At 34.2% G+C, this 25,469-nt stretch carries 19 protein-coding genes and 2 pseudogenes; 8 read left to right on the top strand and 13 right to left on the bottom strand.

What is annotated here, in order from left to right; translation table 11 throughout:
- Positions 1–7: 7 nt before the first annotated feature.
- The 5 genes from BW983_RS06495 to BW983_RS06515 all read right to left on the bottom strand — a co-directional run bounded on the left by BW983_RS06495 (position 8) and on the right by BW983_RS06515 (position 6,061).
- Positions 8–1,936: a polysaccharide biosynthesis protein gene (locus tag BW983_RS06495; RefSeq protein ID WP_076550996.1), complete on the bottom strand. Its 1,929-nt coding sequence runs from the start codon at positions 1,934–1,936 to the stop codon at positions 8–10.
- Between the two features lie 128 nt (positions 1,937–2,064).
- Complete coding sequence (locus BW983_RS06500) at positions 2,065–3,201, bottom strand: DegT/DnrJ/EryC1/StrS family aminotransferase (RefSeq protein ID WP_076550998.1); 1,137 nt, start codon at positions 3,199–3,201, stop codon at positions 2,065–2,067.
- A 22-nt stretch (positions 3,202–3,223) separates the two neighbouring features.
- Positions 3,224–3,688 (bottom strand): regulatory protein RecX, encoded by a 465-nt coding sequence (locus BW983_RS06505; RefSeq protein ID WP_394333182.1) that lies wholly within the window; start codon positions 3,686–3,688, stop codon positions 3,224–3,226.
- A gap of 52 nt (positions 3,689–3,740) precedes the next feature.
- Positions 3,741–5,006, bottom strand: coding sequence for a serine hydroxymethyltransferase (gene glyA, locus BW983_RS06510; protein ID WP_076551755.1), 1,266 nt, complete (start codon positions 5,004–5,006; stop codon positions 3,741–3,743).
- Positions 5,007–5,155: 149 nt separating this feature from the next.
- Complete coding sequence (locus BW983_RS06515; protein ID WP_076551000.1) at positions 5,156–6,061, bottom strand: NAD(P)/FAD-dependent oxidoreductase; 906 nt, start codon at positions 6,059–6,061, stop codon at positions 5,156–5,158.
- Between the two features lie 181 nt (positions 6,062–6,242).
- Here BW983_RS06515 and BW983_RS06520 point away from each other — a divergent pair.
- Positions 6,243–6,473, top strand: a pseudogene (locus tag BW983_RS06520) (IS982 family transposase); the annotation flags it as partial.
- 32 nt (positions 6,474–6,505) lie between these two features.
- Here BW983_RS06520 and BW983_RS06525 read toward each other — a convergent pair.
- On the bottom strand, positions 6,506–7,096 hold the full coding sequence (locus BW983_RS06525; protein WP_076551003.1) for a DUF6624 domain-containing protein: 591 nt from the start codon (positions 7,094–7,096) through the stop codon (positions 6,506–6,508).
- 79 nt (positions 7,097–7,175) lie between these two features.
- On the opposite strand from BW983_RS06525, the pseudogene BW983_RS24340 reads away from it, so the two are divergent.
- Positions 7,176–7,577 (top strand): annotated as a pseudogene (locus BW983_RS24340) (transposase); the annotation flags it as partial.
- A gap of 30 nt (positions 7,578–7,607) precedes the next feature.
- On the opposite strand, the gene BW983_RS06535 reads toward BW983_RS24340, so the two are convergent.
- The 5 genes from BW983_RS06535 to BW983_RS06555 all read right to left on the bottom strand — a co-directional run bounded on the left by BW983_RS06535 (position 7,608) and on the right by BW983_RS06555 (position 13,913).
- A complete protein-coding gene (locus tag BW983_RS06535; protein ID WP_076551007.1) occupies positions 7,608–9,131 on the bottom strand; it encodes a glycosyltransferase family 39 protein in 1,524 nt (507 codons plus the stop codon).
- 149 nt (positions 9,132–9,280) lie between these two features.
- Positions 9,281–10,492, bottom strand: coding sequence for an efflux RND transporter periplasmic adaptor subunit (locus BW983_RS06540; protein ID WP_076551009.1), 1,212 nt, complete (start codon positions 10,490–10,492; stop codon positions 9,281–9,283).
- 120 nt (positions 10,493–10,612) lie between these two features.
- On the bottom strand, positions 10,613–11,884 hold the full coding sequence (locus BW983_RS06545) for an ABC transporter permease (RefSeq protein ID WP_076551011.1): 1,272 nt from the start codon (positions 11,882–11,884) through the stop codon (positions 10,613–10,615).
- A 32-nt stretch (positions 11,885–11,916) separates the two neighbouring features.
- Entirely contained in the window at positions 11,917–13,146 is a 1,230-nt protein-coding gene (locus BW983_RS06550; protein ID WP_076551012.1) for an ABC transporter permease, read from the bottom strand.
- Positions 13,147–13,223: 77 nt separating this feature from the next.
- Positions 13,224–13,913 (bottom strand): ABC transporter ATP-binding protein, encoded by a 690-nt coding sequence (locus tag BW983_RS06555; protein ID WP_065394913.1) that lies wholly within the window; start codon positions 13,911–13,913, stop codon positions 13,224–13,226.
- 424 nt (positions 13,914–14,337) lie between these two features.
- Between BW983_RS06555 and BW983_RS06560 the strand changes: the two genes are divergently transcribed.
- From BW983_RS06560 to BW983_RS06570, 3 genes are all read left to right on the top strand, one after another.
- A complete protein-coding gene (locus tag BW983_RS06560; RefSeq protein ID WP_041461620.1) occupies positions 14,338–15,312 on the top strand; it encodes a ribonucleotide-diphosphate reductase subunit beta in 975 nt (324 codons plus the stop codon).
- Positions 15,313–15,433: 121 nt separating this feature from the next.
- Positions 15,434–15,724 (top strand): hypothetical protein, encoded by a 291-nt coding sequence (locus tag BW983_RS06565; RefSeq protein ID WP_076551014.1) that lies wholly within the window; start codon positions 15,434–15,436, stop codon positions 15,722–15,724.
- Positions 15,725–15,778: 54 nt separating this feature from the next.
- A complete protein-coding gene (locus tag BW983_RS06570; RefSeq protein WP_076551016.1) occupies positions 15,779–17,437 on the top strand; it encodes a ribonucleoside-diphosphate reductase subunit alpha in 1,659 nt (552 codons plus the stop codon).
- Between the two features lie 318 nt (positions 17,438–17,755).
- Here BW983_RS06570 and BW983_RS06575 read toward each other — a convergent pair whose 3' ends face one another.
- Positions 17,756–20,941 (bottom strand): TonB-dependent receptor, encoded by a 3,186-nt coding sequence (locus BW983_RS06575; RefSeq protein ID WP_076551018.1) that lies wholly within the window; start codon positions 20,939–20,941, stop codon positions 17,756–17,758.
- A gap of 295 nt (positions 20,942–21,236) precedes the next feature.
- Between BW983_RS06575 and BW983_RS06580 the strand changes: the two genes are divergently transcribed.
- The 3 genes from BW983_RS06580 to BW983_RS06590 all read left to right on the top strand — a co-directional run bounded on the left by BW983_RS06580 (position 21,237) and on the right by BW983_RS06590 (position 24,771).
- Positions 21,237–23,372: a T9SS type A sorting domain-containing protein gene (locus tag BW983_RS06580; protein ID WP_076551020.1), complete on the top strand. Its 2,136-nt coding sequence runs from the start codon at positions 21,237–21,239 to the stop codon at positions 23,370–23,372.
- A gap of 100 nt (positions 23,373–23,472) precedes the next feature.
- Positions 23,473–24,363: a DUF72 domain-containing protein gene (locus tag BW983_RS06585; protein WP_076551021.1), complete on the top strand. Its 891-nt coding sequence runs from the start codon at positions 23,473–23,475 to the stop codon at positions 24,361–24,363.
- Positions 24,364–24,540: 177 nt separating this feature from the next.
- Positions 24,541–24,771, top strand: a complete 231-nt coding sequence (locus BW983_RS06590) for a hypothetical protein (RefSeq protein WP_076551023.1) — start codon at positions 24,541–24,543, stop codon at positions 24,769–24,771.
- An 86-nt stretch (positions 24,772–24,857) separates the two neighbouring features.
- Here the strand turns inward: BW983_RS06590 and BW983_RS06595 are convergent, their stop codons facing one another.
- On the bottom strand, positions 24,858–25,376 hold the full coding sequence (locus BW983_RS06595) for a hypothetical protein (protein WP_076551756.1): 519 nt from the start codon (positions 25,374–25,376) through the stop codon (positions 24,858–24,860).
- Positions 25,377–25,469 lie beyond the last annotated feature (93 nt).

Below are 25,469 nucleotides of genomic sequence, written 5' to 3' on the forward strand. Positions count from 1 at the left end.
TTTTTTCCTATTTATCCAAAACCTCGTAGATCGAATTATTACTTATGAATTCTGGTACAATCAGTTTTAGAATCTTAACAACTTCTACTTTTTCCTGCATTATAGAAGCTTCTGTTATATGATTCACCAGACGTTCTATTTCCGAAAACGACATCGTAGGATCTTTAGAAATCATAATTTTTTCATTATGTGTTGGAAGAGTTTTTGCATTATCACTTAACAACTCCTCGTATAATTTTTCTCCGGGTCTTAACCCTGTATAAATAATTTTGATATCAATATTAGGTTCAAAACCTGACAATTTGATCATCCTTCTTGCAAGATCAAGAATTTTCACTGGTTCACCCATATCGAAAACAAAGATCTCACCTCCCTGCCCCATAGTTCCAGCCTGAAGAACCAATTCACATGCTTCAGGAATAGTCATAAAATATCTTACAATATCAGGATGGGTAATCGTAACCGGTCCTCCTGCTTCAATTTGTTTTTTAAAATGAGGAATAACAGACCCATTTGATCCTAATACATTTCCAAATCTTGTTGTAATAAATTTTGTTGTGTTTCCTTCAGCATGTTGTAAAGACTGAACAAATAATTCAGCTGCTCTTTTGGATGCTCCCATTACATTAGTAGGATTTACCGCTTTATCTGTTGAAATCATTACAAATCTGTTTACCTTGTAACGACTGGATAAAACAGCAATATTCTTTGATCCTAAAACATTTACGCGAATTGCTTCATTTGGATTATCTTCTACAAGAGGAACGTGCTTATAAGCTGCTGCATGATATACCATGGAGAAGTTGTAAGCCTGAAATAATGGTTCTACTCTATGAATATTGGAAACATCTGCTAATACAAATTTAAATCTGATATGAGGAAACTTTTCCTTCATTTCAAGCTCAATATCATATAAAGGTGTCTCAGCTTGATCTAAAACAACAATTAAAGATGGTGTAAACTGAGCAACTTGTCTTATAATTTCACTACCAATAGATCCTGCCCCCCCTGTAACTAATACATTCTTACCATAATGCCTGCTCTTTACCTCTTCGTTCTCAATCTTAATAGGTTTTCTGTTAAGAAGGTCTTCAATTTGAAGGTTTCTAATGGAACCTCCTAAATCACTATCTCTTAACTTTCGTACCGAAGGGGCTTTAAAAACATTTAGGTCTTTTTCAAGAAATAGATTTACCCAAGAATTCATTTCATTTTTGGACATCATTTCCTTTACGATAATTACCCCATCAATGACAAGGTCCTCTTTTGTATTTTGTTCAATTCTTTCTTTTGTATAAATTGGCTTGCCTAGAAGTGATGCTCTTTTTGAATCTGATCTTTGAGTCAAAAAGCCTACTACATGATAAGGAAGATTAGGGTTATCTAAAATGGCTCGTGCAATTGCTATGGACTGTTCATCAATCCCTAATACTAAGATTCTTTTTTTCAAAGCACTTCTTCTGTATTCTCTTACGATATGAAAAAATTCTTTAACATAAAGCCTGAAAAGAAATAACCCCATAAAGGATATAACAAAGTACAGAACAAGGTAAGGTGTTAAAATAAACTTTCCACCTGTAATCCAAAAATACGCCACATTAATTGTAGCAACGACAAACATTGTACAAAAACATGATACAAAAAGTTTAAAAAGATCTATAAAAGTAGAATGTCTGATAATCCCAGCATAGGTCTTAAAAACATACATAAAAACTGTGTTTATCAATATAATAAAAGCAAAAACAACGCTTTTATCACTATGATAAACAAATTCTCTTTGAGTAATTTTCTCTATTATATATGTAGAAAGAAATAAAGATACTACAAGAATAATAATATCTATTATTAGTATAATCCACCTAGGAAGATACCTGACATCTGAGAGATTGACAACATTATCTCCTCCGAATATTTTTTTTCTGAAAGAATTATACATTGTCTTTATTTGTGTTCATATATTATTAGTACGGTACAAAACCTTTATTAAGTTAATCATTAATCTTAGGCATTCCTGCAAAATTAAAATAAAATTTCATCAAACTGCTAAATCTAAATAAAATAAATCTAGACTCTGATATCTGTCAATAAATCTCTTATTTTACTTTTGCTTTCATCAGTCAGATTAGTGCCTGATGGTAAACATAAACCCTTGTCAAAAAGTATACCACAAAGATTATTACCAAAAAATTTATATCCACCAAACAAAGTCTGCAGATGCATTGGCTTCCATAAATATCTGGTTTCTATATTATTTTCAATAAATATTTTTTTGAGTTTTTCTTTTGTAATCTGGTAATTATTTTCTTCAATTGTAATTGTATTCAGCCAGTAATTGGAATAGAAGTCATCATTGGGTTCTGCAAAAAGATCAATTTCATCATAATTTTTAAAAATTTCATTATAAAAACTATGATTTTCTCTCCTTTTTAATATCCTATCTTCCAAAACTTCCATCTGCCCACGACCAATTCCCGCGGAAATATTACTCATTCTGTAATTATATCCTACTTCTGAATGACTATAATAGTCTCTATTTTCTTTTGCCTGCGTTGCAAGATAAAGTGCCTTATCTGTAAGCTGTTGATTTCTCGAGATAAGTATTCCTCCTCCAGAAGTTGTAATAATTTTATTCCCGTTAAAACTTATAATTGACAAATCACCAAAAGTTCCACAGGGTCTATCTTTATACTTACTGCCTAAAGCTTCCGCACTATCTTCAATGATAGGAATTTCATATTTTTTGGCTATTTCTGTAATCTCATCCACCATAAATGGCATTCCGTAGAGAGATACTGCAATAATAGCTTTCGGTTTTTTACCTTGTTGCAAACAATATTTAATGGCATCCTCTAAAGCATTAGGACACATATTCCAGGTAGAAGCTTCACTGTCTATAAAAACAGGAATAGCATTTTGATAAAGGACAGGGTTAGCAGAAGCGACAAAAGTGAAAGATTGGCATAAAACAAAATCTCCTTCTTTAACATCCAACAATCTCAAGGCAATATGTATTGCTGCAGTGCCGGAAGACAGAGCTGTTACAAATGAATCATACCCAAGATAATCTTCAATAGTTTTTTCAAATGCATCTATATTTGAACCATATTGAGAGATCCAGTTGGTATCAAATGCATCTTGTATATATTTCAATTCACTTCCTCCCAGGTGTGGAGGTGATAGCCAGATCTTTTCCCCTTGCAAGCTTTTTGTGTTTGTTTTTTAATCAGTCAAAAATATCATTTATTTTCTCATATTCAAAGCCTCTGCTCATCAAATATTTTATTGTCTTTGATTTTCGTTGATATTCCTGTAATCCTTTTTGTTTGGACGAATAATCTTCGTAAATTCTCTGAATTGTCTTAAAATAATCCTCTTCATATATTTCATCAAAACACATATTCATGAGTTTTTCAGAGATCTGTTTCTGCTTAAGATTCATTTTAATCTTATTTCGTCCCCAATGTTTGATGTAAAACTTTCCTCTGATGTAGCTTCTTGTAAACCTTTCTTCATTAAGGTAGTTTTCTTTCATCAGATAAAGAATGATTTCTTCTTTTGCTTCATCAATCAACAAAAACTCTTTCATTTTCTGTTCTACCTCTGCATGACAACGATCTTGGTACACACAATAGTTAACCAGTTTCAATTTAATTTCTTCAAAAGTAAAAGACTTCTTTTCCATATGGATAAAAAAAGAATGAGCTTACCGCCCATTCTTTATATGATATTATATTCTATTATTAGTAGTTGAATAATGCTTTTCCTTCCATTAATTCATTAACTTTCTTTCTTACAGATGTAAGAACTTCTTCGTTTTTGATATTATCTACAACTTCAGAGATTAATTCTGCGATAGTATCCATATCATTTTCTTTAAGTCCTCTTGTTGTAATTGCCGCAGTTCCTAATCTGATACCAGATGTAGTGAACGGAGATTTATCATCGAAAGGAACCATGTTTTTATTACAAGTAATATCAGCAAGTACTAGTGCTTTTTCAGTTTCCTTACCGTTTACTCCTTTATTTCTAAGATCTACAAGCATTAGGTGATTATCTGTGCCACCGCTCACAATATCAAATCCTCTATCGATCATCGCTTTTGATAATGCCTGAGCATTAGCTTTAACCTGTTTTGCATAAGTTTCAAACTGCCCGTCTAAAGCTTCACCGAAAGCAACTGCTTTACCAGCGATCACATGTTCTAGTGGTCCACCCTGAATTCCTGGGAATACAGCACCATCCAATACCTGGCTCATCATTTTAGTTTCTCCTTTTGGAGTTTTGTGACCATAAGTATTTTCAAAGTCTTTCCCCATCATGATCATACCACCTCTAGGACCTCTTAAAGTCTTGTGAGTAGTAGTAGTTACTACGTGGCAGTGCTCAAATGGAGAGTTTAATAATCCTTTTGCTACTAAACCTGCCGGGTGTGCGATATCTGCCCAAAGTGTAGCTCCGATTTCATCTGCAATCTCTCTGTATTTAGCATAGTCAAGGTCTCTTGAATAAGCAGAGAAACCAGCAATCATCATTTTCGGTCTTTCTCTTAAAGCAACTTCTCTCATCTGATTGTAATCAATAAGACCAGTTTCTCTTTCTACTCCGTAAGAAACCACTTCATATTGAATTCCTGAAAAGTTAACTGCAGAACCGTGAGTAAGGTGTCCTCCCATTGAAAGGTCCATCCCCATAATTTTATCTCCAGGTTTCAAAACTGCAAGATAAATGGCTGCGTTCGCCTGAGAACCGGAATGTGGCTGTACGTTCACATAGTCTACTCCGAAAAGTTCTTTTGCTCTGTTGATCGCCAATGTTTCAACCTCATCTACGACTTCACATCCTCCGTAATATCTTTTCCCGGGATATCCTTCAGCATATTTATTTGTCAGTACACTACCCATTGCTTTCATTACATTTTCAGAAACAAAATTTTCTGATGCAATAAGTTCTAATCCATGAGTTTGTCTTTGTCTTTCCTTTTCAATCAGGTCGAAAATAATATCCATTTTACTTTTAGTTTTTGAAATTTTCCACCCCAAATGTACGGAATTTTCGTTGAGATTTTAGCATTGAAAAAGATGATTTTTAAAGCAAAAAAAGAATTAATTCAAATTAATTTCTCAATTTATTCTGAATTTTTCATCAATGTTTTGTTTTAGAAATCTTCTTCGGAAAGTTCCTTATTAACCATTGCACCTGTAAAGTTACCTTGTGCAATAGCGTTTGCTACAGACCTCATCATAGTTATATTATCACCACAGGCAAAAATTCCGGGAACGGTTGTTTTTTGCATAAAATCAACTTTGATATATCCCTGTTCTGTTAGTTCGCAACCTAAGTTTTCTGAAATATTGATGTTTTGCTCAAAAGGAACTTTGGCATATAATGCTTTTAAAGAAACAGCATTTCCGTTTTTAAAAATAATCTGTTGAATCTGTCCATTTTCATGTTCTATTTTTTCAATTTCAGCTTCATTAAGATTAATATTATTATGCTTCAGTTTTTCAATTTGTTCACCGTTCAGTTTAGTTTTCCCATTGGTAAATAAGGTTAAGCTTTTGGTCATATTAAAAATCAATTTTGAAAATTCGTATGCCATATCGCCGTCAGCCAAAATTCCTGTTACTTCATTTTTCACTTCATATCCATGGCAATAAGGACAATGTAATACAGAAATTCCCCAACATTCTGCAAATCCAGGAATATCCGGCATGATATCTTTCACTCCGGAAGCAAAAATTACTTTTCGTGCCTGGAATTTTTCTCTATTGGATATTTCAACTTCAAAACTCTCAATATTTTTTATTACAGAAACAACTGTTCCTTCATAAAATTGAACTGTTTGATATTTTTCCACATCTTTTTTAGCCAACTCACTAATTTCTTTTGGAGTTTTCCCGTCATGCGTTACAAAATTATGCGAATGAGGAGTCTGCCTGTTGCAAGGTTTTCCGTTATCAATAATTAAGATATTTCTGAGGGATCTACCCAATGCCATTCCTGCTGATAAACCTGCGTAGCTTCCACCTATGATAATAACATCAAAATTTTTATTTTCCATGTTTCGGTTGAGATTAAATTTTATACCTACAAAGGTAAAACAAAACTCAACTAACGCAATTAAGTTGCAATAAATTTTATGTATTATTTTAATTTAACCCGTTGTGTATTATGAATGTAAAGAAATAAGTTGTTCATTCGATTGAAATTCAGCAAATTGTTTTTAACACAAAACATTTACAATGAACAACTTAATTGCAAATTACGAAAGAATTTTGGAGGTTTTACGGGAAATTTCAGATGAAACACTTTTATCTTACCAGAGACGTATTCCCAAAATGAAGGATTTAGAGGTTGTAAGCCTCGTCTTGACTGCCGAATATATGGGGATTGACAGCGAAAATCATCTGTTCCGCCAACTTTCTGGTCTTATAAGCGAGAAGATAGAGCGGAGTGTTTACAATCGCAGAAAGTGAAAATTATATTTGAATTACATGTTGTGTTGTTAATTCGGATTGAACTGAATATTGAAATTCTTTAAATAATCCTCTATTGGTTCCATTCCCATTTCTTTCCTTCTTTCGTTCACAGTTTCAGGATTCTCTAATTTATACAATTTACCATTTTCTATTTGTGAACCATATATTTGGGGGTTTCCTTCGTCCATTAAAATCCTATCTTTCATCAATGCATATTGTTGTTTAGATAAGTCTCCATTTTCAACCGCTTTCTCTATTTGTGGAAAATACTTTTTTCTGATTTCTTTAGTACTATGTTGCAGTCCCAACCAGATTGCATCCATTTGTTTTTGACCTACTTCCTTTAATGTTGGCATACCACACTTTTCAATAATGCTAATCACTAATTCTTGATTCCTATGGTCTTCTTTAGCATATTTGATGAGATCGTTTGATTTTCTAATCTTTTGGTCACTTTCTAAAACTTCGCTCAAGATTTGATGTTTTTTGCTGCAATCGACTTCAATAATATCTACTGAACCTACATAGACAAATTTATCCTTATTCACATAAAGGAATATTGATATCATTAAAACAAGAGCGGTTAATATGCTAAATAATATTTTTTTTATTTTCATTTCTATTTTTGTGTCATATCCCAAAATAGATTGACCATTTTTGGTTAAAGATTAATTGTAAAAATAGGAATTATTTTTAAGCGCACGCTCTAAAATATGTAAAGATGAACAGTATTGTTATCCAAACAGAGGTTTTTGCGCATCACAGCGTCTGATTGTATCTTGCTTGGTGATAAAGGCTCTCATCAGGGGCACAGGTAAATTTGTTTAATTATGCTAATATTACCTTGGGAACTCCGAAAAGAATCAACCAAAAAGACTACAAACCACAGTTTTGCTTGTTTAAAAAGCACAGAAAAAGAATTGAAACTTTATTCTCTCAGCTATGTGACCAATTTATGATAAGAAGGAATTATGTAAAAACATTTGAAGGATTCAAAACAAGAGTTTTAGCAAAGATTACAGCTCTTACAATTGTTCAATTTGTTAATAAAAACTATTAAACAAAAAAATCAACAATCTAAAGTCAAGCATAATTTAAAACGCACAACGGGTTTAATTTATTAAAACTTTACTTACTCCATCGGTCTTTCACTTCATTAATCTCATTCTGAATTCTCTTTCGTATGTCAATTTTCGCATCTTCAAAACTAAAAATGACAGTTCCTCTTCCTCTTGCATATGGGTTTGTCACAGAATCAGCTATTACAGAGTGTTTAAAAAAAGCACCTGTTTCCTCAAGTTCATTTTCCGAGTTATCTTTAACTCTAATTAGATTTTTATAGTTCTTATTTAAATCCATCCAATTGATATAATCTGCATTGAATGAAACGGCTTTTACTCCTTTTGTTGAATAAAAATTAATCGCTCCCGCCTGTCCGTAATTATCACAAAGCACGAGGGTATTTCCTGATTTTGACAATCGTGAATATTCTTTATCTACTTTCTGGGCTAATTCTTTCCAACCTAGCATATCTGCAAAATCCTGAGGTAAAGGGTGATCTTTACCATCTTCCCAACGCAAGAGTCCAAATCTTTTATAAGAGTCTGGATTTTCAACTATAAATCCAGGGGCTTTATTGGGGAATGCTAAGTTATATATAGGTAAAAACAAAACGACAGGATGCAAAAGACAAACAGGTTTGAGAAATCTTTTCCATCCACTATTTAAAACACTCTCCAGATAAACCGCTCCGAATCCTATATAAATAGGATAAAGACCTATTGCATAATAGTCTTTTGCCTTAAAGAACATAAACAATGACATGGTGAAAACATATCCCCAGAAGAAAAATCTAATTTTCTCAAAAGCCTTATAAAACAGCAATGCATAAAAGCCAAACAGGATAACAAAAATAACTCCGATAAAGAATAGTAATTGTGATTTCAAGAAGTCAAATCTATTGACATTTACTAGCTGGTATTCAGAAAGCTCTTTCATGTGATGAACTACAGGAAATCCATTATTATACTGCCAGATAAGGTTGGGAAAAATAATTATTAAAGCTAAAAGCGCTGCTCCATACGTATGAGGATTTGCAAAAATTCGTCTTTGTTTTGTTAATAAAAGTGCAGGAATAAATCCTAATACAAGAAAAGCAATATTATATTTATTCAATATTCCAATCCCAAAGATAGCTCCGCCCCAATAAAGCCAACTTACTTTTTCAGTATTGATATATTTTATCAGAATATAGAAAAAAGAAGTCCATAACAGAACGTCTAGTGAGTTGGGCTGATATAACATATTCAAGCGAAGCAATGAAGAAAACAGTAATCCTAAGGATGCCAGAAGAAAAGCAAAAAGACCGCCTTTCAATTCTTCGATAGCTTTCCAGACAACGATCATCGTAAATGCTCCGAATAAAGCCGGAAAAAATTTAATCCAAAATACAGAACCACCCAATATCTTTATCAGCCATGAAATCCATGAGCTTACTGGAGGAACTGAAAGATATCCCCAGGCAAGATGATTTCCCTGATCCAAATGTAAGTATTCATCCCGCTGCAATTCATATTCAGGACTTATCAGCGTGTATTGAAGAATAAATTTTACAATAACAAGCAGAAATAAAATCAGGTAACTTTTCTTCATGGCTATATTTTAAAACTAAAATTAAAACATTTCTAACTGTCTTTTTATTACATTTTAAATTTAATTTGATGATCAAGCTAAATTTTATTCACAAAAAAAAAATCCCGAAGAAAATTCTCCGGGACTTACCAATTTATAATGTCAGTTTATTATTTCGACTTTGATTTTTCTTTTAGTTCTTCTTTATCTTTATCTGATGGGTTCCAAACTTTCACTTCTGAATCTTTTGTAATATCGGATCCTGGAAGAATCTGAACATTGATTCCGTCACTAGCACCAAGCTTTAAGTATACTTTTTTAAACTTACCGTCTTTTTGCTTCACTTCTACGAAAGGAACATCTTTACCTTGTTTCTTCTCATACTGAACTAAAGATTCATCCAGCAATAAAGCGTTTTTCTGAGAGCTTAATACAATCTCACCATTAGCAGAGAAACCAGCTCTGATATATTCGTTATTAGGGTTTTCTACATTTCCTTCTACCGGAAACTTGATAGTACCTGCGTTATCTTTTCCTTTCGGAGCAATCATTGTAAGTTTTCCAGGGAAAGTCTTATTTTGCAATGCACCGATTACGATATTCATATCCATTCCTTCGCTTAGCTTTCCTGCTTGTGCTTCATCAATTTCTCCTTTGAAGATCAAAGAGTTTAAGTCTGCGATGGAACAAATCGTAGTTCCGGCGTTGAAGTTATTCGCTTCAATTACCTGACTTCCTACTTTTACAGGAACTTCAAGAACAGTACCTGCTACTTTTGAACGGATTTGTGTAGTTGCCAGCCCTTGTCCCTGTAATTCAGGAGTAGCACCTGTTTTTGCGATCTGTAATCTTTTCTGGGCAGTATTCAATTGTTGTTGTGAATTTTTAAGGGTCTGCTGTTGTGAATACAATTGTTGCTGAGCGTTCAGGAACTCTTGTTTAGAAGCAACGCCTTGCTTGTACAGTTTATCCTGCATTTCAAATTGTTTCTGCATGTTCCCCACATTCATCTGAGCATTGCTGATCTGAATCTGAGCATTCTGAACTTCCTGCTGAGCAGCATTTACTTCGGAGATACTTGGTACAATTTTTAAGGTAGCAATCAATTGACCTACTTCTACCTTATCACCCTCCTTTACTAAGATCTTATCAATAATCCCTGCAATATTGGGTTTAATTTCAATTTCTTCTTTGGGAACAATTTTTCCGGTAGCCATTACCTTATCATCCATATTCTGAATGTTTGGTTTACGGGTAAGGAAGGATTCGCCTTCTTTTGAATTTGACTTCACAAGATAACCAATCCCTGAGAACAATGCCACTGCAAATAAAAGCCCCAACACAATATAAATGGCTTTTTTCCAAGTGAATTTCTTTTTCATATGTCTAGTTTATTTTTTTAAATTAAAAGATTGAAAGATTTAAAAATTAAAAGATTAACACCATATGATTACGGATCATTTTCAATTTTCAAATTTTCAAATTATATCATTTTCAAATTATTATTCTGTTCTCAAAGCTTCGATCGGTCTAATCTTTACAGCTCTCTGCGCAGGAATCATTCCGATAATCAGCCCCAATATTACCATTACTGCCATTGCGGCAAATACGTTTCCATAGTTTACCGTCGGATTATAGAAAGGGAAAGAATCCTGTCCTTGGGTGACGGCATTTAGGATCATCAGCACAAAAATCCCGAACATAAATCCTAACAATCCTGAGGAGAGTGTGATAACAACACTTTCCAGAAGAATCTGATTTCTTACTTCAGCAGGTTTTGCTCCCAATGCTCTTCTGATCCCAATTTCTTTGGTTCTTTCTTTTACGGTGATCAACAAAATGTTAGAGATCGCAATTACTCCGGCTAGGATGGTTAACGTCCCTACAATAATGGTCAGAAGCTGCATTCCGGTAAGAAAACCTGTCAGTTTTTTAAATTCTTTTCCAAGGTTGAAACTACCGAATGCGTTGGTATCTTCAGGTGAAACTTTATTTTTAGCCTTTAAAACCTGTTTTACATCTTCTTCCACTGAGTTCACATTCGCATTTGGCTTACTTACAATCGCAAACATATCAATCTGATCTCCTGCATTATACATTTTCGTATACGTAGAGAGTGGAATAAAAGCCGTCTGATCATTCTCAAAACCGCCTCCTTTTTTTACTCTGAATACTCCGATTACATTAAAAAACAATCCTTTGATGTTGATAGATTGTCCTATTGGGTTTTCTTTTTTCTTGGAATCAAAAAAGTTCTTATAAATCTCTTCTCCGATGACTACCACATTTTTGTTACCAGAAACGTCTGCATCATTGATATATCGTCCGAAAATAAGTTTCTTTTCTGAAATTTTATTCCCCACCGAATAATCTCCCGTAAGAGAATAGGTAGCACTTTTACCGTTTCTGGACATAGATTCTCCAGGAGTTCCCGTAAAGCTTCCTCTGGCATTCTGAGGCGATATATAATCTACCTGTGTTACTTTTCTTTTCAGCATTTCCATATCGGAAAGGTTCAGGTGAACTTCTCTTCCTTTTGGAAACCCTTCGTAAGGAATAGAGGTTTTCTGTGCCCACAGGAAAATGGAATTGGTAGCAAACCCGGAAAATAATTTATCAAAACCATTCTCCATACCTTTTGCTGCCCCAAGAAGGCTCACATACAGGAACATTCCCCATCCCACTCCAATCATGGTAAGAAATGTACGAAGCTTATTATTTCTCAAAGAATAATAAATCTCCTGCCAGGTATCTTTTTTAAATATAATATTCACCTTTCTGAATTATTAGTTATAAATGATATACGTTACTCTGTTCTCAATGCTTCAATAGGTTTGATCTTTGAAGCTCTGTAAGCAGGCACAAATCCTGCTATAAACCCAGAGAAAACCAGTGCTATAAATGCCATAAAGATCTCTCCCCATCCTACACTCGGACTTTTAATGAAAAACTCTTCAAGGCTGTCACCAATCATGCTTAATGTCAAAACACCGACTGCAATTCCTACAATACCGGAGATCACAGTAATCACAACACTTTCCTGAACAATAAGCGCTACAATTCCTCTTGGTTTTGCTCCAATGGCTTTTCGCACTCCTATTTCTTTGGTTCTTTCTTTTACGATATACACCATGATGTTACTGATCCCGATAATACCTGCCAGCAATGTTCCCATCCCGATAAAACCAACAATAGCTGTAAGAACTGCCATGAAGGTAAAAGTATCGTTCATGTTTTTGGCGTTATTCCAAACACGAACACCGTTTTCATCGTCAGGAGAAACGCTTTTTCTTGATTTTAATTTATCTTTCAGCTCATCACCATATTTAATAGCTTCCTGAGGGGTCATTTTATCGCTGTATGTGATGTAAGCAATATTTACCGTATCAGAACCTTTCTTCATTTGCTGCAAAGTTGTGATCGGAACGGTAATGTGTCTTTCATCCCAGTCTCCGCCATCATCCGAGAATACCCCTACGATTTTAAACATGGTTCCGTTGATATCCAATTCTTTCCCAACCGGGCTCCCGTTTTTAATCAAATCTCTTTGAACCATTCTTCCGATTACGGCAACGTTCTGTTTTCCTTCAAGATCTCTGGGAGTAATGTATCGCCCATCGATCATTTTTCTGTTTTCAATGATCTGTTCGCCCGGTTCTGCTCCATGCACCTGATAGATTCCACTTTCTTTACCGTATTTTACCATCAGACTGGCATTATATCTTGGGCTGGCTGCTCCAACGTTTTTCTTTTCTGCATTGATCAAAAAATCATAATCATCATTATTCATGGTTACGGTACGTTCAGACTGCAAACCTTTATAAGCTAAAGTGGTTTTCCCTGTAGAAATTGTAATCAGGTTTTTAGCATCTCCTGAAAATCCTTCCGAAAAAGCATTCTGAAGCCCCTTTCCTATTCCAAAAAGAACAATGAATATAAATAAGCCCAAAGCCACCGTAAACCCTGAAAGCACCGTCCGAAGCACATTACTACGGATAGAACTGAATATTTCCTGCCAACGATCTAGGTCAAACATTTTTATTAGTATTAAAAGATTGAAAAATTAAAATCATTTAATTTTCAAATTATCTCATTTTCAAATTTTCAAATTGTTTAAAGCACAATCTGCTTAATAAACTCATCACTTTCAATGATTCCGTCCTTCAAAACAACGTTTCGTTTTGTCTGTGCAGCAACATCCGGTTCGTGGGTTACAACGATGATTGTTTTTCCTTCATTGTTTATATCCTGAAGAAGCTTCATAATATCGTGTGTCGTTTTTGAATCCAATGCTCCGGTAGGCTCATCTGCCAGTACAACTTTTGGATCTGTAATCAAAGCTCTGGCAATAGCAACTCGTTGTTTCTGTCCCCCTGAAAGTTCACTGGGAAGGTGATTTGCCCATTGTGCAAGACCTACTTTTTCCAGATACTCCATTGCTTTCTGGTTACGTTCTTTCCTTGGTACATTTTGATAATATAAAGGAAGCGCTACATTTTCTAAAGCCGTTTTATAATTGATAAGGTTAAAGGACTGAAAAATAAATCCTAAAAATTTACTTCTGTACTCCGCAGCTTTCACCTCGGATAAGTGCTCTATCGGAACACCATCTAATTCATAGGTTCCTGAATCTTTTTCATCCAAAATCCCAATGATATTAAGAAGCGTAGACTTTCCGGAACCGGAACTTCCCATAATAGATACAAACTCGCCTTCTGAGATATTCAGATTGATTCCCTTCAGAACATGAAGTTTGCTTTTTCCTGTATCGTATGATTTATGTAAATCCTGAATTACTAACATTAAGTGATCTATGTTTTATACCCAATAAGTAGATGATATTTTCAAATTGTTACAAGAATGAAAATTTATTCAAATATTTTTTTGTTTAACGACTTTATCCTTTATTTAAAGCATTTTATCATTTTTTGTTTAACGGTAACTTAAGTTTTCCATGTATTTATCCCCAAGAAAGCTGTCTAGCCTATTATTCGTGCCCGTTTCATGTAAATGTGGAAAACTTTTACAGCTAAAAGTCAGCCTATTAGTATTTACCTCTTTCAAAATCAGTTCTTTTTTTCGAACTTTGTATTTAGATTCTGATCAGAAGCACAAACTTAGAATGTGAATAACTTAAATTCACAACCATCACAAAAACAAAAAGTTATACATTTTCTGAACGTTATCCACATAGATCTGAATTATTTAATTATAAAGATATTTTAATATGGGAATTTTTGATAAGAGAGTAAGTTATAAGCCATTTGAATACCCGGAGGTCCTTCAATTCGTGGAAGCGATCAACAAATCGTTCTGGGTACATTCGGAAGTGGACTTTACTGCAGATGTACAAGATTTTCATTCGCAGTTGGAACCACATGAAAAGCATGCTGTGAAAAATGCGCTTTTAGCCATTGCACAGATCGAGGTGTCTGTAAAGACATTCTGGGGGAATTTATACAACCACCTTCCGAAACCGGAATTCAATGGATTAGGATCTACTTTTGCAGAATGTGAGTTCCGTCATTCTGAAGCATATTCCCGTTTATTGGAGGTATTAGGATATAATGACGAGTTCCTTAACGTAATTGAAATTCCTGCTGTAAAAGGTAGAATTGAGTTCCTTGGAAATGCCTTAAAACATGCCAACTCTGCTACACCTAAAGAATACGTTTCTGCATTATTACTATTCAGTATCTTAGTAGAAAACGTTTCTCTTTTCTCTCAGTTTGCCATTATCCTTTCTTTTACAAGATTCAAAGGATTCATGAAAAATGTTTCTAACATTATCGCATGGACTTCTGTAGATGAGCAAATTCACGCTAATGCAGGAATCTACTTAATCAACAAAATCCGTGAGGAACAACCTGATCTATTAACGGACAGCGATATTGAAGATATCTACACCCTTGTGGATGAGTCTATTGCAAGAGAAGGTGATATCCTTAGCTGGATCTTTGAACTTGGAGAAATCGACAATGTATCTAAAGAAGACTTATTGAACTTCATGAAATATCGTGTAGACGACAGTTTGAAGAAAATCAATATGAAAACAAGATACAACATCACTCCGGAACAATACAGACCAATGGTATGGTTCGAAGAGGAAGTTTTCGCAAATTCTCTGGATGATTTCTTTGCAAAAAGACCTGTAGATTACACGAAACACGATAAGAGTATTACGGCAAACGATTTATTCTAATATAAATTGTAAAAGCGCGAGCGAAGCGAGCGTCAAAGCAGACCGTATTAGCGTTTTTGTATGATGAATAAATTTATTATTTTTCAAGAACACTAAGCTTTTAATAACACAAAGATAAAATATGATTAATGTAATTGTAAGCTATACCGTAAATCCTGAATTTGTTCCTGCAAATAAGGCAAATATTCAAAAGTTTTTGAATGATTTCAAAAATCTGGATCAGACAACATTTGAATATAAGGTCTATGTAAAGGAAGACGGTGTTACTTTTGTACATTATTCAAACTATATCAATGAAGAAGTTCAGCATGAAGTTTTGAATGTTCCGTCTTTTAAGGAATTTCAAAGATTGAGAGATGAAAGTGGACTGAACGGCTCTCATAAAGTCGAAATTTTACAACCAATAATATAAAAAACAAAATTCCGGGGTGATCATCTCATCCCGGAATTCGAAAATATAACATCTATGGAAGAGCAAAATTCAAATATATGGTGGCTCAACGAAGAGTCTGAGCAAATGCTGAACAGAGGATATCTGTTGAAAGGTGAAACGGTAGACGGAGCTATCGACAGAATTACCACAGCTGCTGCAAAAAGGTTATACAAACCTGAACTTCAGCCGGCTTTCAAGGAAATGATCACAAAAGGATGGATCAGTTTCTCTTCTCCTGTATGGGCTAATATGGGAACTGAAAGAGGTCTTCCAATCTCTTGTTTTAATGCTCACATTCCGGACAGCATTGAGGGAATTACTCATAAAATGGGTGAAGTCATCATGCAGACAAAAATCGGAGGGGGTACTTCAGGGTATTTCGGAGAGCTTAGAAACAGAGGTACAGCTGTAACGGATAACGGAAAATCTTCCGGAGCAGTTTCATTCATGAAACTTTTTGATACAGCTATGGATGTTGTTTCTCAAGGAGGAGTAAGAAGAGGTGCGTTTGCTGCTTATTTAGATATTGACCACGGAGATATTGAAGAATTCTTATCAATCAAAGATATTGGTAGCCCGATTCAGAACCTGTTCACTGGAGTATGTGTACCTGATTACTGGATGCAGGATATGATCGACGGTGATATGGACAAACGTAAAGTTTGGGCAAGAGTATTAGAAAGCCGTCAGCAAAAAGGTCTTCCTTATATTTTCTTCACTGATAACGTAAACAGAAACAAACCACAGGTATACAAAGACCTTGGAATGACAGTAAACGCAAGTAACCTTTGTTCTGAGATCATGCTTCCTTCTACAATGGAAGAATCATTCATCTGCTGTCTGTCTTCTATGAACCTTGAGCTATATGATGAGTGGAAAGATACAGATGCTGTTAAATTAGCGGTATACTTCCTTGATGCAGTATTATCAGAATTTATTGATAAAACTGAAGGAAACTACTACTTACAGGGAGCAAGAAACTTCGCAATGCGTCACAGAGCGCTTGGACTAGGTGTTTTAGGATACCACTCTTACCTACAGAAAAATATGATTCCTTTTGAAAGCTTTGAGGCGACTCAATTCAATGCAAGAGCTTTCAGACATATCAAAGAGCAGGCAGAGCTGGCTTCAAGAGAACTTGCCAACATCTACGGAGAACCAGAAGTATTGAAAGGATACGGATTAAGAAATACCACTACAATGGCTATTGCTCCTACCACTTCAAGTTCTGCAATCTTAGGGCAAACTTCTCCTGGAATTGAGCCTTTCTCTTCTAACTATTATAAAGCAGGTCTTGCTAAAGGAAACTTTATGCGTAAGAACAAATACCTGGCAAAACTATTGAAAGAAAAAGGGTTGGATAATGAGGAAACATGGAGAACTATCATGTTGAACCATGGTTCTGTACAACATCTGAATGAGCTTACTCCTGAAGAAAAAGCGGTATTCAAAACGTTTAAGGAAATCTCTCCTATGGAAATCATTTCGCAGGCAGCACAGAGACAGCAATATATTGATCAGGCTCAATCTCTGAACCTTCAGATTCCTTCTACAATGCCGGTAAAAGATGTAAACTATCTATACATTGAAGCTTGGAAAAAAGGAGTGAAAACTCTTTACTATCAAAGAAGTTCTTCTGTTTCAAAAGAAATGATGGTGAACTTTGTATCATGTTCAAGCTGTGAAGCATAAGATCAAGTAATAAACACTCTATATTTACAAAAGCATACCGAAAGGTGTGCTTTTGTCGTTTTTTAGCTTTATAAGTTTTGGCTAAAGCCGTTGGAAATATAATTTGATTATAGAACGGGCTAAAGCCCGTTTCTATTGAATTACAAAAACCAATAACTATAAATAGATTGATCAATTTCTATAGTTATTCACCGATGATTATTTACAAAAAAGAATAAATATTTAACATCATTCATTCACTTATTATCCATAAAAAAAGGTTCGGAAAGAAAATCCGAACCTATGAAAGAATTGTATAAAAGTAAAATAAAGCAGTAATTAAAAATTATATCTAACTCCTAACTGTGCTTGAAATCTTGAAGCAAACTGATCGATTGTATAAGGTAACCCTGGTGTTTTAAAGTTGTAAATTGGGTCTCCTGCAGCAGGTTGTCCCGCAGCTACATTTCCTACTTTCGTTAAGCCTACACTTGCGGTAGAATTAAAGGTATTGGGTACAAAGTATACTTTACCCCAGTTTTTGTTTAATAAATTGGTAAAATTGATGATGCTCAAAGAAATCTGAATATTGCTCTTTGATTTTTCACTCAATCTGATTTCGTCCATGATTCTGATGTCAGCCTGAACATTCCAAGGAGTTGTATCTCCATTTCTTTCTGTAAACGTACCTCTTCTGGATTTCAGATAATCGTTATTATTGACAAAGTTCTCATAATCTGCAATCTGTTGCTGAGCCGTTACTAAAATATTTCCTGATCCATCTTTAATAGGCACAATATATTTTGCAGCTTCGGCGGCATCTTTAAATACATAAGCAAGACCTGCAGCCTGTCCTGTATTAGCAATAGTACTGTTTACAAATCCCCAAGAAAATGGATTTCCTGATTGAGCATTGAAGTACAGATTGGTATACAGTTTATTTGAATTGGAAATATTAAAAGCATACCCAAGGTTGGCAACAATTCTATTTTTAATGGCGAAATTAGAAGTTGTTAATTGAGGATCATTAGGTGTCAGAGACTGGTTCATCTGCCAGTTACTTTCCATTGAATTTCGGATTCCGTTTGTAATATCTTTTGCATCTCCATAAGTATAAGCAGCGAAGAAATTAAATCCGAAGCTATATGATTTTGAAATCTGAGCTGTCAGGTTGTAACGATATCCTTCTTTTGTATTGGATAAAAGGTATGCATTGGAAAACTTACTATTGATATTCGTTGTATAAATCGGCATTTCATGATTCACATCATAGCTGTAATAGGTCACATTATCCGTTTTATTCACCTGTTGGAATTTCAGGTCATAAAGAACCTTAGTATAAATACCTTCCAATGTAAGTTTATATCCGGCAAGCGTATAATCGAATGCCAGGGAACTTCTCCAAACTCGTGGCATTTTGAAATTATTATCAATAAGATCCACCTGTACTTTTGAAGAATTTTGCCATTTAGAGAAATTGGAACCTACCAAAGGATCTCCATTAGCCGCAAGTTGAGCTGCAGTTGGAGCATTATAATCATAGCTTCCGAAACCTACCCCGTCATTATAATAGGCATATCCTAACCATGCAAATGGAATTCTTCCTACAAAGATTCCTGAACCTCCTCTCAATACCATAGATCTGTCTTCTGTAACATCAATAGTGAATCCAAGTCTTGGAGATAATGTCGGTTTATTAAGATAAGTATTGGTAAGTTGGCTCAATGGAGTATAATTATAAGTATTTCCATAATTAGGATCCTGAGGTGAGCTGTTCACCAATGGGCTTAGTTGCGGCTTGTTTGGTAAATCAGTGTAATCTACTCTGATTCCCGGTGACAGTCTTACTCTACCCCAATTAATTTCATCCTGAAGATATAATGAAAGAAGATTCACCTTATACTGAGCATAAGGATTGTCAAAAAGAGTTTGTCTGCTCTCTCCGTTAAAAGGATATGTACCTCTTATTCTTGCAGGAGTTCCATTATAAAAATCATTTAAACTTTTATAGGATATTCTTCCGTTCAGGGCATTTACAAAACCGTAATTGATATTATACAGCTCATTGTGTGTTCCTAATAAAAATGTATGATGTCCTGTTTTATAAGTAAGGTTATCTGTAATTTCAAAAGTTTTCTGTTTCATATTGAAAACAGTTGCCTCCCTGTCATTTCCTAATAGAATAGTTCCTCCGTTATGGGTAATTTCAACCTGTGGAAACATAGCATTCGCAGAAGTAGGATCTCTGTAATCATGAATTGAAGAATATCCTACGACTAAATTATTGTTCCATTTATCATTAAAACGGCTTTTCAACTCAAGGGTTGTAGTAGAAGCGGTATTCTTTTGAACAAAATCCATGCTTGAGAACCTGAAATTGGCACCATCTCTCTCTAAATTGGACGCTTGTGAAAATACCGTATTATTTTTAATCGATAATGTATGTTGGTCATTAATTTTCCAATCTAACTTATTGAAAAGTTTAGAACTTTCAGAAAAGTTATTGTATTGATTAAAACTACCCACGTTGAAACCATATTTCTTCTGTACAAAGTCTGAAATCTGTTGAGCAACAGTCTGATCAATCAAAGCATTTGGATCACCGGCATTATAAAAAATAGGATCTGTTCTTTTTGTATACTCAAGGTTTGTGAATAAGAACACTTTGTCTCTCACCACTGGTAGTCCTACTCGCCCTCCATAGATAAAGTCAGAGAAATCCTTTGGCATTTTTGAATTATCTCCTACCCTGTTGTTTCCTGTAATCGCTGCATTTCTTCCGTAGGTATAAAGAGATCCGGTAACCTCATTACTTCCACTTCTGGTAACAGCATTGATACTTCCACCAAGGAAATTTCCCAATTTAACATCATAAGGCGCAATATACACCTGCACATCCTGAATAGCATCCAAACTGATAGAGTTGGAACGCGTGCTACTTCCCGGCATTCCTGAAGTTCCCGTTTGCCCTCCTAATGAAGGACTAAAACCAATGGCATCATTATTAATAGAACCATCAATGGTAACGTTATTATAACGGAAATTCGTTCCGTTGAATGAATTATTGGCACTCTGAGGAACAAGTTTTGTAACATCCTGAATACCACGATTGATATTAGGCAATCCTGAAATTTGCGCCTGACTGATTCCTACTCCGTTTTTTACGGCAGTCCTTTTTGAGGTAATTTTAACCTCATCAATGGTCTTTTCTTTGTTGCCTATTTCCACTACAGGCAAATCATTATTTCCTAAGGAAAGCTGCAGAGCTGGATTTTCATAAATAATCTGGGATCCGTCGGAAATCTCAATTTTATAAGGTCCTCCAGGTTGAAGATTATCCAAACTGTATTGTCCTTTGCTGTTCGTTTTGGTTTCAAAGGTACTGTTGGTAGGAATATGTACTACCTTTACGGTGACTTCGGAAGAAATACCTTTTAATCTTCCAAAAATTTTAGAACTAGTTTCCTGTGAGAATGCAAAACCAAAAGATAATAAAGCAAAAGCACAGATTATTTTTTTCTTCATATTTTTTCTTCTAAAAACTTGGTGTAAAAGTATATCTACTAAATATGAAGTATGGTAACATAAAATTAACATTATGTAACACAAAGTTTAAGATTTCCTTAAAAAAAACTTAATACAAATAATAAAGTCATTTCGGTATTTTTTCTATAAAAAATGGAATTTAACCTCAATTTGACACAAAAAACAATATAAATTCTTTTAAATGTTCCAAAATTTAAAAATTCACTATCTTTGCCACATCGGAAATTAATCTAAAAATATTCATTTAAAATCCGATAAATGAAAAACTAAAATCATGAAAAAAATTCTACTTACACTATCTGTAAGCTGTGCATCCATAGCTTACTCGCAGAATCTCAATTTTACAGATTCGAAATTCAAAGCCCTTCTTTTAAGCTCAAATTCAGCCAATGAAATTGTAAAAGATGTTAACGGAAATTCTATTGCTATAGATCAAAACGGAGATGGTGAGATTCAACTTTCAGAGGCACAGCTGGTAAAAATATTGAATATCAAAATCAGCGATCAAATGTACATTGATCCCAATGGAAACAGATCTGACCCTGGAAATATCAATGCTGCTTATTACGACAGCCACCTTCCGGATAGTATTTCGGATGCTTTACTTTTCTCCAATCTTGAAGAACTTTATTTCTGGAATACAAAAGCTGCGAACATAAGCTTTACCAATCATGGAAAAATAAAAAAAGTACAGGGAAGACCTTTCTATTATGATTTCTCTCAATCAGGGCAATATACTGCTGCTCCGATAAATCTTTCATTTGATAACTGTCCTGGAATTCAAAATATCAACGATGTAATTGCTTATCAGGCTTCAGGAAATCCATGGTATTCGCCTGAAAATAGTCTAAGTATCAAAAATATTCAGTTAACTAACAGCAACTTAGTTATTGATAATACTGAACTTAGAGAACTATATATTCAAAACAGTAATGTCAATACTTTAACGTTTAATTCCTGTAAGTTTTTATCTAAAATTTCGGTACCTAATCTTACTACTTTAACAAAGGTTTCAGTATTAGGAAACAGCAGCGTTAATGAACAAAATATTGAACTTATAGCCAATAATTGTACAAATTTGGAGGAGATCATTGCCAATACGGATCATTATGAAACAAATGGCGCTTATTTTTCTTCAGTAAATCTTAACGACTGCTCAGCTTTAAAGAAAATAATGGGTTTAAATGCTGCGTCTATTGATTTCAGTACGGCAGGATTAATTAATCTTGAGGAACTAGATTGTTCATTTTATAACAGATATGGATACAATACTACATCCGGTATTTATTTTGGTAATGTAACATCACTAAATCTTGCGGGTCTTCCAAAGCTTAAAGTTTTAAAGGCATTTAATCAAAAAATATCCAACAATGTGAATTTCAGTGCAGCACAGGCGTTGGAAAACATTGATATTACGAATAGCTGTGGTTATATGAATACTGTAAACGTAAGTAATCTTTCTCATCTGCATACTTTAAGAGCCAACCGTCATTACACTGATGGTACACCAGGTGCAGATAATCTTCAGAATATTATCACTAAAAACTGTACAGCATTAACTAGTTTTCAATTTGATTACAATAGTGATTTAAGAAAGCTTGATTTGGAAAACTGCCCAGGGCTACGATATTTAACAATAGGAACTTCTTTAGCAGATAAGTTCCCTAATTTACAAGAAATTAATCTTACGCAATGTACCGGATTCAAAGAGATCTCTGTAAGTTCAACAAAAATTTCAACGCTGGATACGAAAGATTGTTCGGCATTACAATCCTTAACTTTGTCTTACAATCACCTTCTTACTTCACTCAATATTTCCAATAATTCAAACTTGGAATCATTATCACTTTCAGCTCTGCCTTTACTTACACAAGTCAATACTTCTGGGAATATTAATTTAAAGAACGTTTATTTCAATATTTGTCCACAGATTACCCACCTTGATTTTTCCACATCATCTCAACTTGGAACCATTGCTCTTTTAAATATGCCTAGTTTAAACTACGTTAACCTGAGAAACGGATCTATAGAAAACTTTTGGGAATTCATGAACTATAATTCTAACCTATCTGTTTGCGTAGATGATGCGCAATTAAGTGATTTTCAAACTTCATATCCTGATATCAACTTTACAACAAATTGTGGAGCGACATTGTCAACTGCAAACCCCAAAATTAATGTAGCTCACATGAAAGTCTTTCCTAATCCTGTAAAAGACATCTTACAAATCAACTCAGAATATCCTGTAAAAAACATTAAGCTTATTGATAGCCAGCAAAGAATTATTTTTAATCAGAACTTCAATCAGAACGCAGTAAAAATTGATCTTTCAAGCTATCCAAGCGCTCTTTATTTTATGAAAATTACAACAGAGAAAATTGAAACAACAGAGAAAATCATTAAAAAATAATCCTTTTCAATACAACTCTTTTCACCAAAAATCATAGAACTTTCTATGATTTTTTTGGTTTATATTTGTGTTGATTGTTTAACACTACAAAATTACAGATATGAAATTCGGACAAGTAGAAGATCCTTCAAAAATAGATTTTACACTTCCAAAGGATCATTCAAAAACCAAAGAAATTTTAAGTCTTAATAAAAAAGGATTGGAAAACATCTCTATCGGATGTGCCAAGTGGAATAAAACGGATCTTAAGGGATTTTATCCGAAAGGTACGAAAGACGAACTGACATATTATGCGACTCAGTTTAATTCTATTGAACTTAATGCTACTTTTTATGGTATGCCAACTCCGGATCAGGTAAAAACATGGAAGGAAAAAACTCCTGCTGATTTTAAATTTTTCCCTAAGATCACCAATACAGTATCACACTTCAGAAGATTAATTGATGTTACAGATCCTGTCACTCATTTTGCATCGGCTGTAATGAACTTTGATGAAAAACTGGGAATGGCTTTTCTTCAGCTTCACGATAATTTTAAACCAAAAGATTATGACAGGCTGGAAAAGTTTGTGAAAGAATGGCCTAAAGAAGTTCCCCTTGCTATAGAGCTTAGAAATACGGAATGGTTTACCAATGAAGATATTCTCAATACAACCTGTGAGCTGTTTGAAGCCAATAATATCACGAATATTATCGTAGATACTGCCGGAAGAAGAGATATGCTTCATATGCGTCTTACAACCCCTAATGCATTTATCCGTTATGTAGGAGCTAATGCGGAAAGTGACTACGACAGATTGGATGATTGGATGAAACATCTTACGCAGTGGAAAAAGGATGGATTGCAAAACCTTTATTTCTTCGTTCATCAAAATGTTGAAAAAGCTTCACCTCTACTCTCTGCTTATTTTATTAAAAAAATGAATGAGGAATGGAAAACTGATATCCATATTCCTCAAATGGCAACTGAAAGTACGGGTACTCTTTTTTAGAAAGAAATTGATAAATATTATTTAAAAAACAATAATTATTCAACAATAAAAAAATTAAATAGATTCATTTTAATTTAACCCTCAGCTAGTAATAAACGCCTTTTCTTATTGGAAAAATATATACATTAGGGTATACCATATTTTGACGAATGTGGTGAACTTAAAAAAATTAACGTCATGGAAAAGGAAATTTGCAAAATCAGTATTGCGAGCAATTGGCTTGGTGATGAATATACTTTTTATGAGAACCGTACCATAAAAAGAGTATATGATAATCACAGTTTAAACTCCAATAAGACTGAATGGCTGGAACCTCAACAAATCAGCAATCAAAGTAAAGACAAGATCATAAAGAATTGTCCTGAGGAATTCAAGGAACGAATCATGCAGATCCTTGATTATCCTTAATAAAAACTCTCGCAGATTTCACCAATTAAAGTAGAATAATCAATCATCTACCATCAGTAAAATCTGCGAGAGCAAATATAAGTTTACTATTTATTTTTCTTCAGAAGCAATACCAGATTCAGAAAAAGAAGAAGGAAATCTAATGTTATCCATATCCCAAGCTTAGTGTTTTCATAATTATAAGCGTCTACCTGTTTCTTCGCTGCTTCCGAAAGTTTCATACTTTGATTAATATAATTCTGTACTTCCACAATCTGATCTATATTCTTATTAGGAACAGAATGCTGAGAAAAGTATACCAGATTCTTTTTTCCGAGATACCCTACAATCCAATATTCATCAGACTTATCCATTTTCAGATATTCTATTCTGTAATATTCAGGACGTATTTTACCAATATGTTTAGGCTCAAGTACGGTATTCTTATCAATCTTATTGACATTAACAAGATAGAAATCCAAAGCCTGAGGAAGCTTATTAACAACCTGCAATCCTACGGAATTATCTACAAATGCTACTGCACTTTTTTTGATAAACCAATACGTAAAAACAGAGATTGAGGAAACCACTGTCACAATGCGAAACAGTCTTGCCCATTTTGCCATCCTTCCTGATTTGACCTTAAACAGCATTAAAGACAAAACTGAAGCTAGAAATATTATAAAAATAATCAGTGTCATATTTTACAAAGATACTTA

Origin of the sequence: Chryseobacterium ureilyticum, assembly GCF_900156735.1 — a bacterium.
GTDB classification, from domain to species: domain Bacteria; phylum Bacteroidota; class Bacteroidia; order Flavobacteriales; family Weeksellaceae; genus Chryseobacterium; species Chryseobacterium ureilyticum.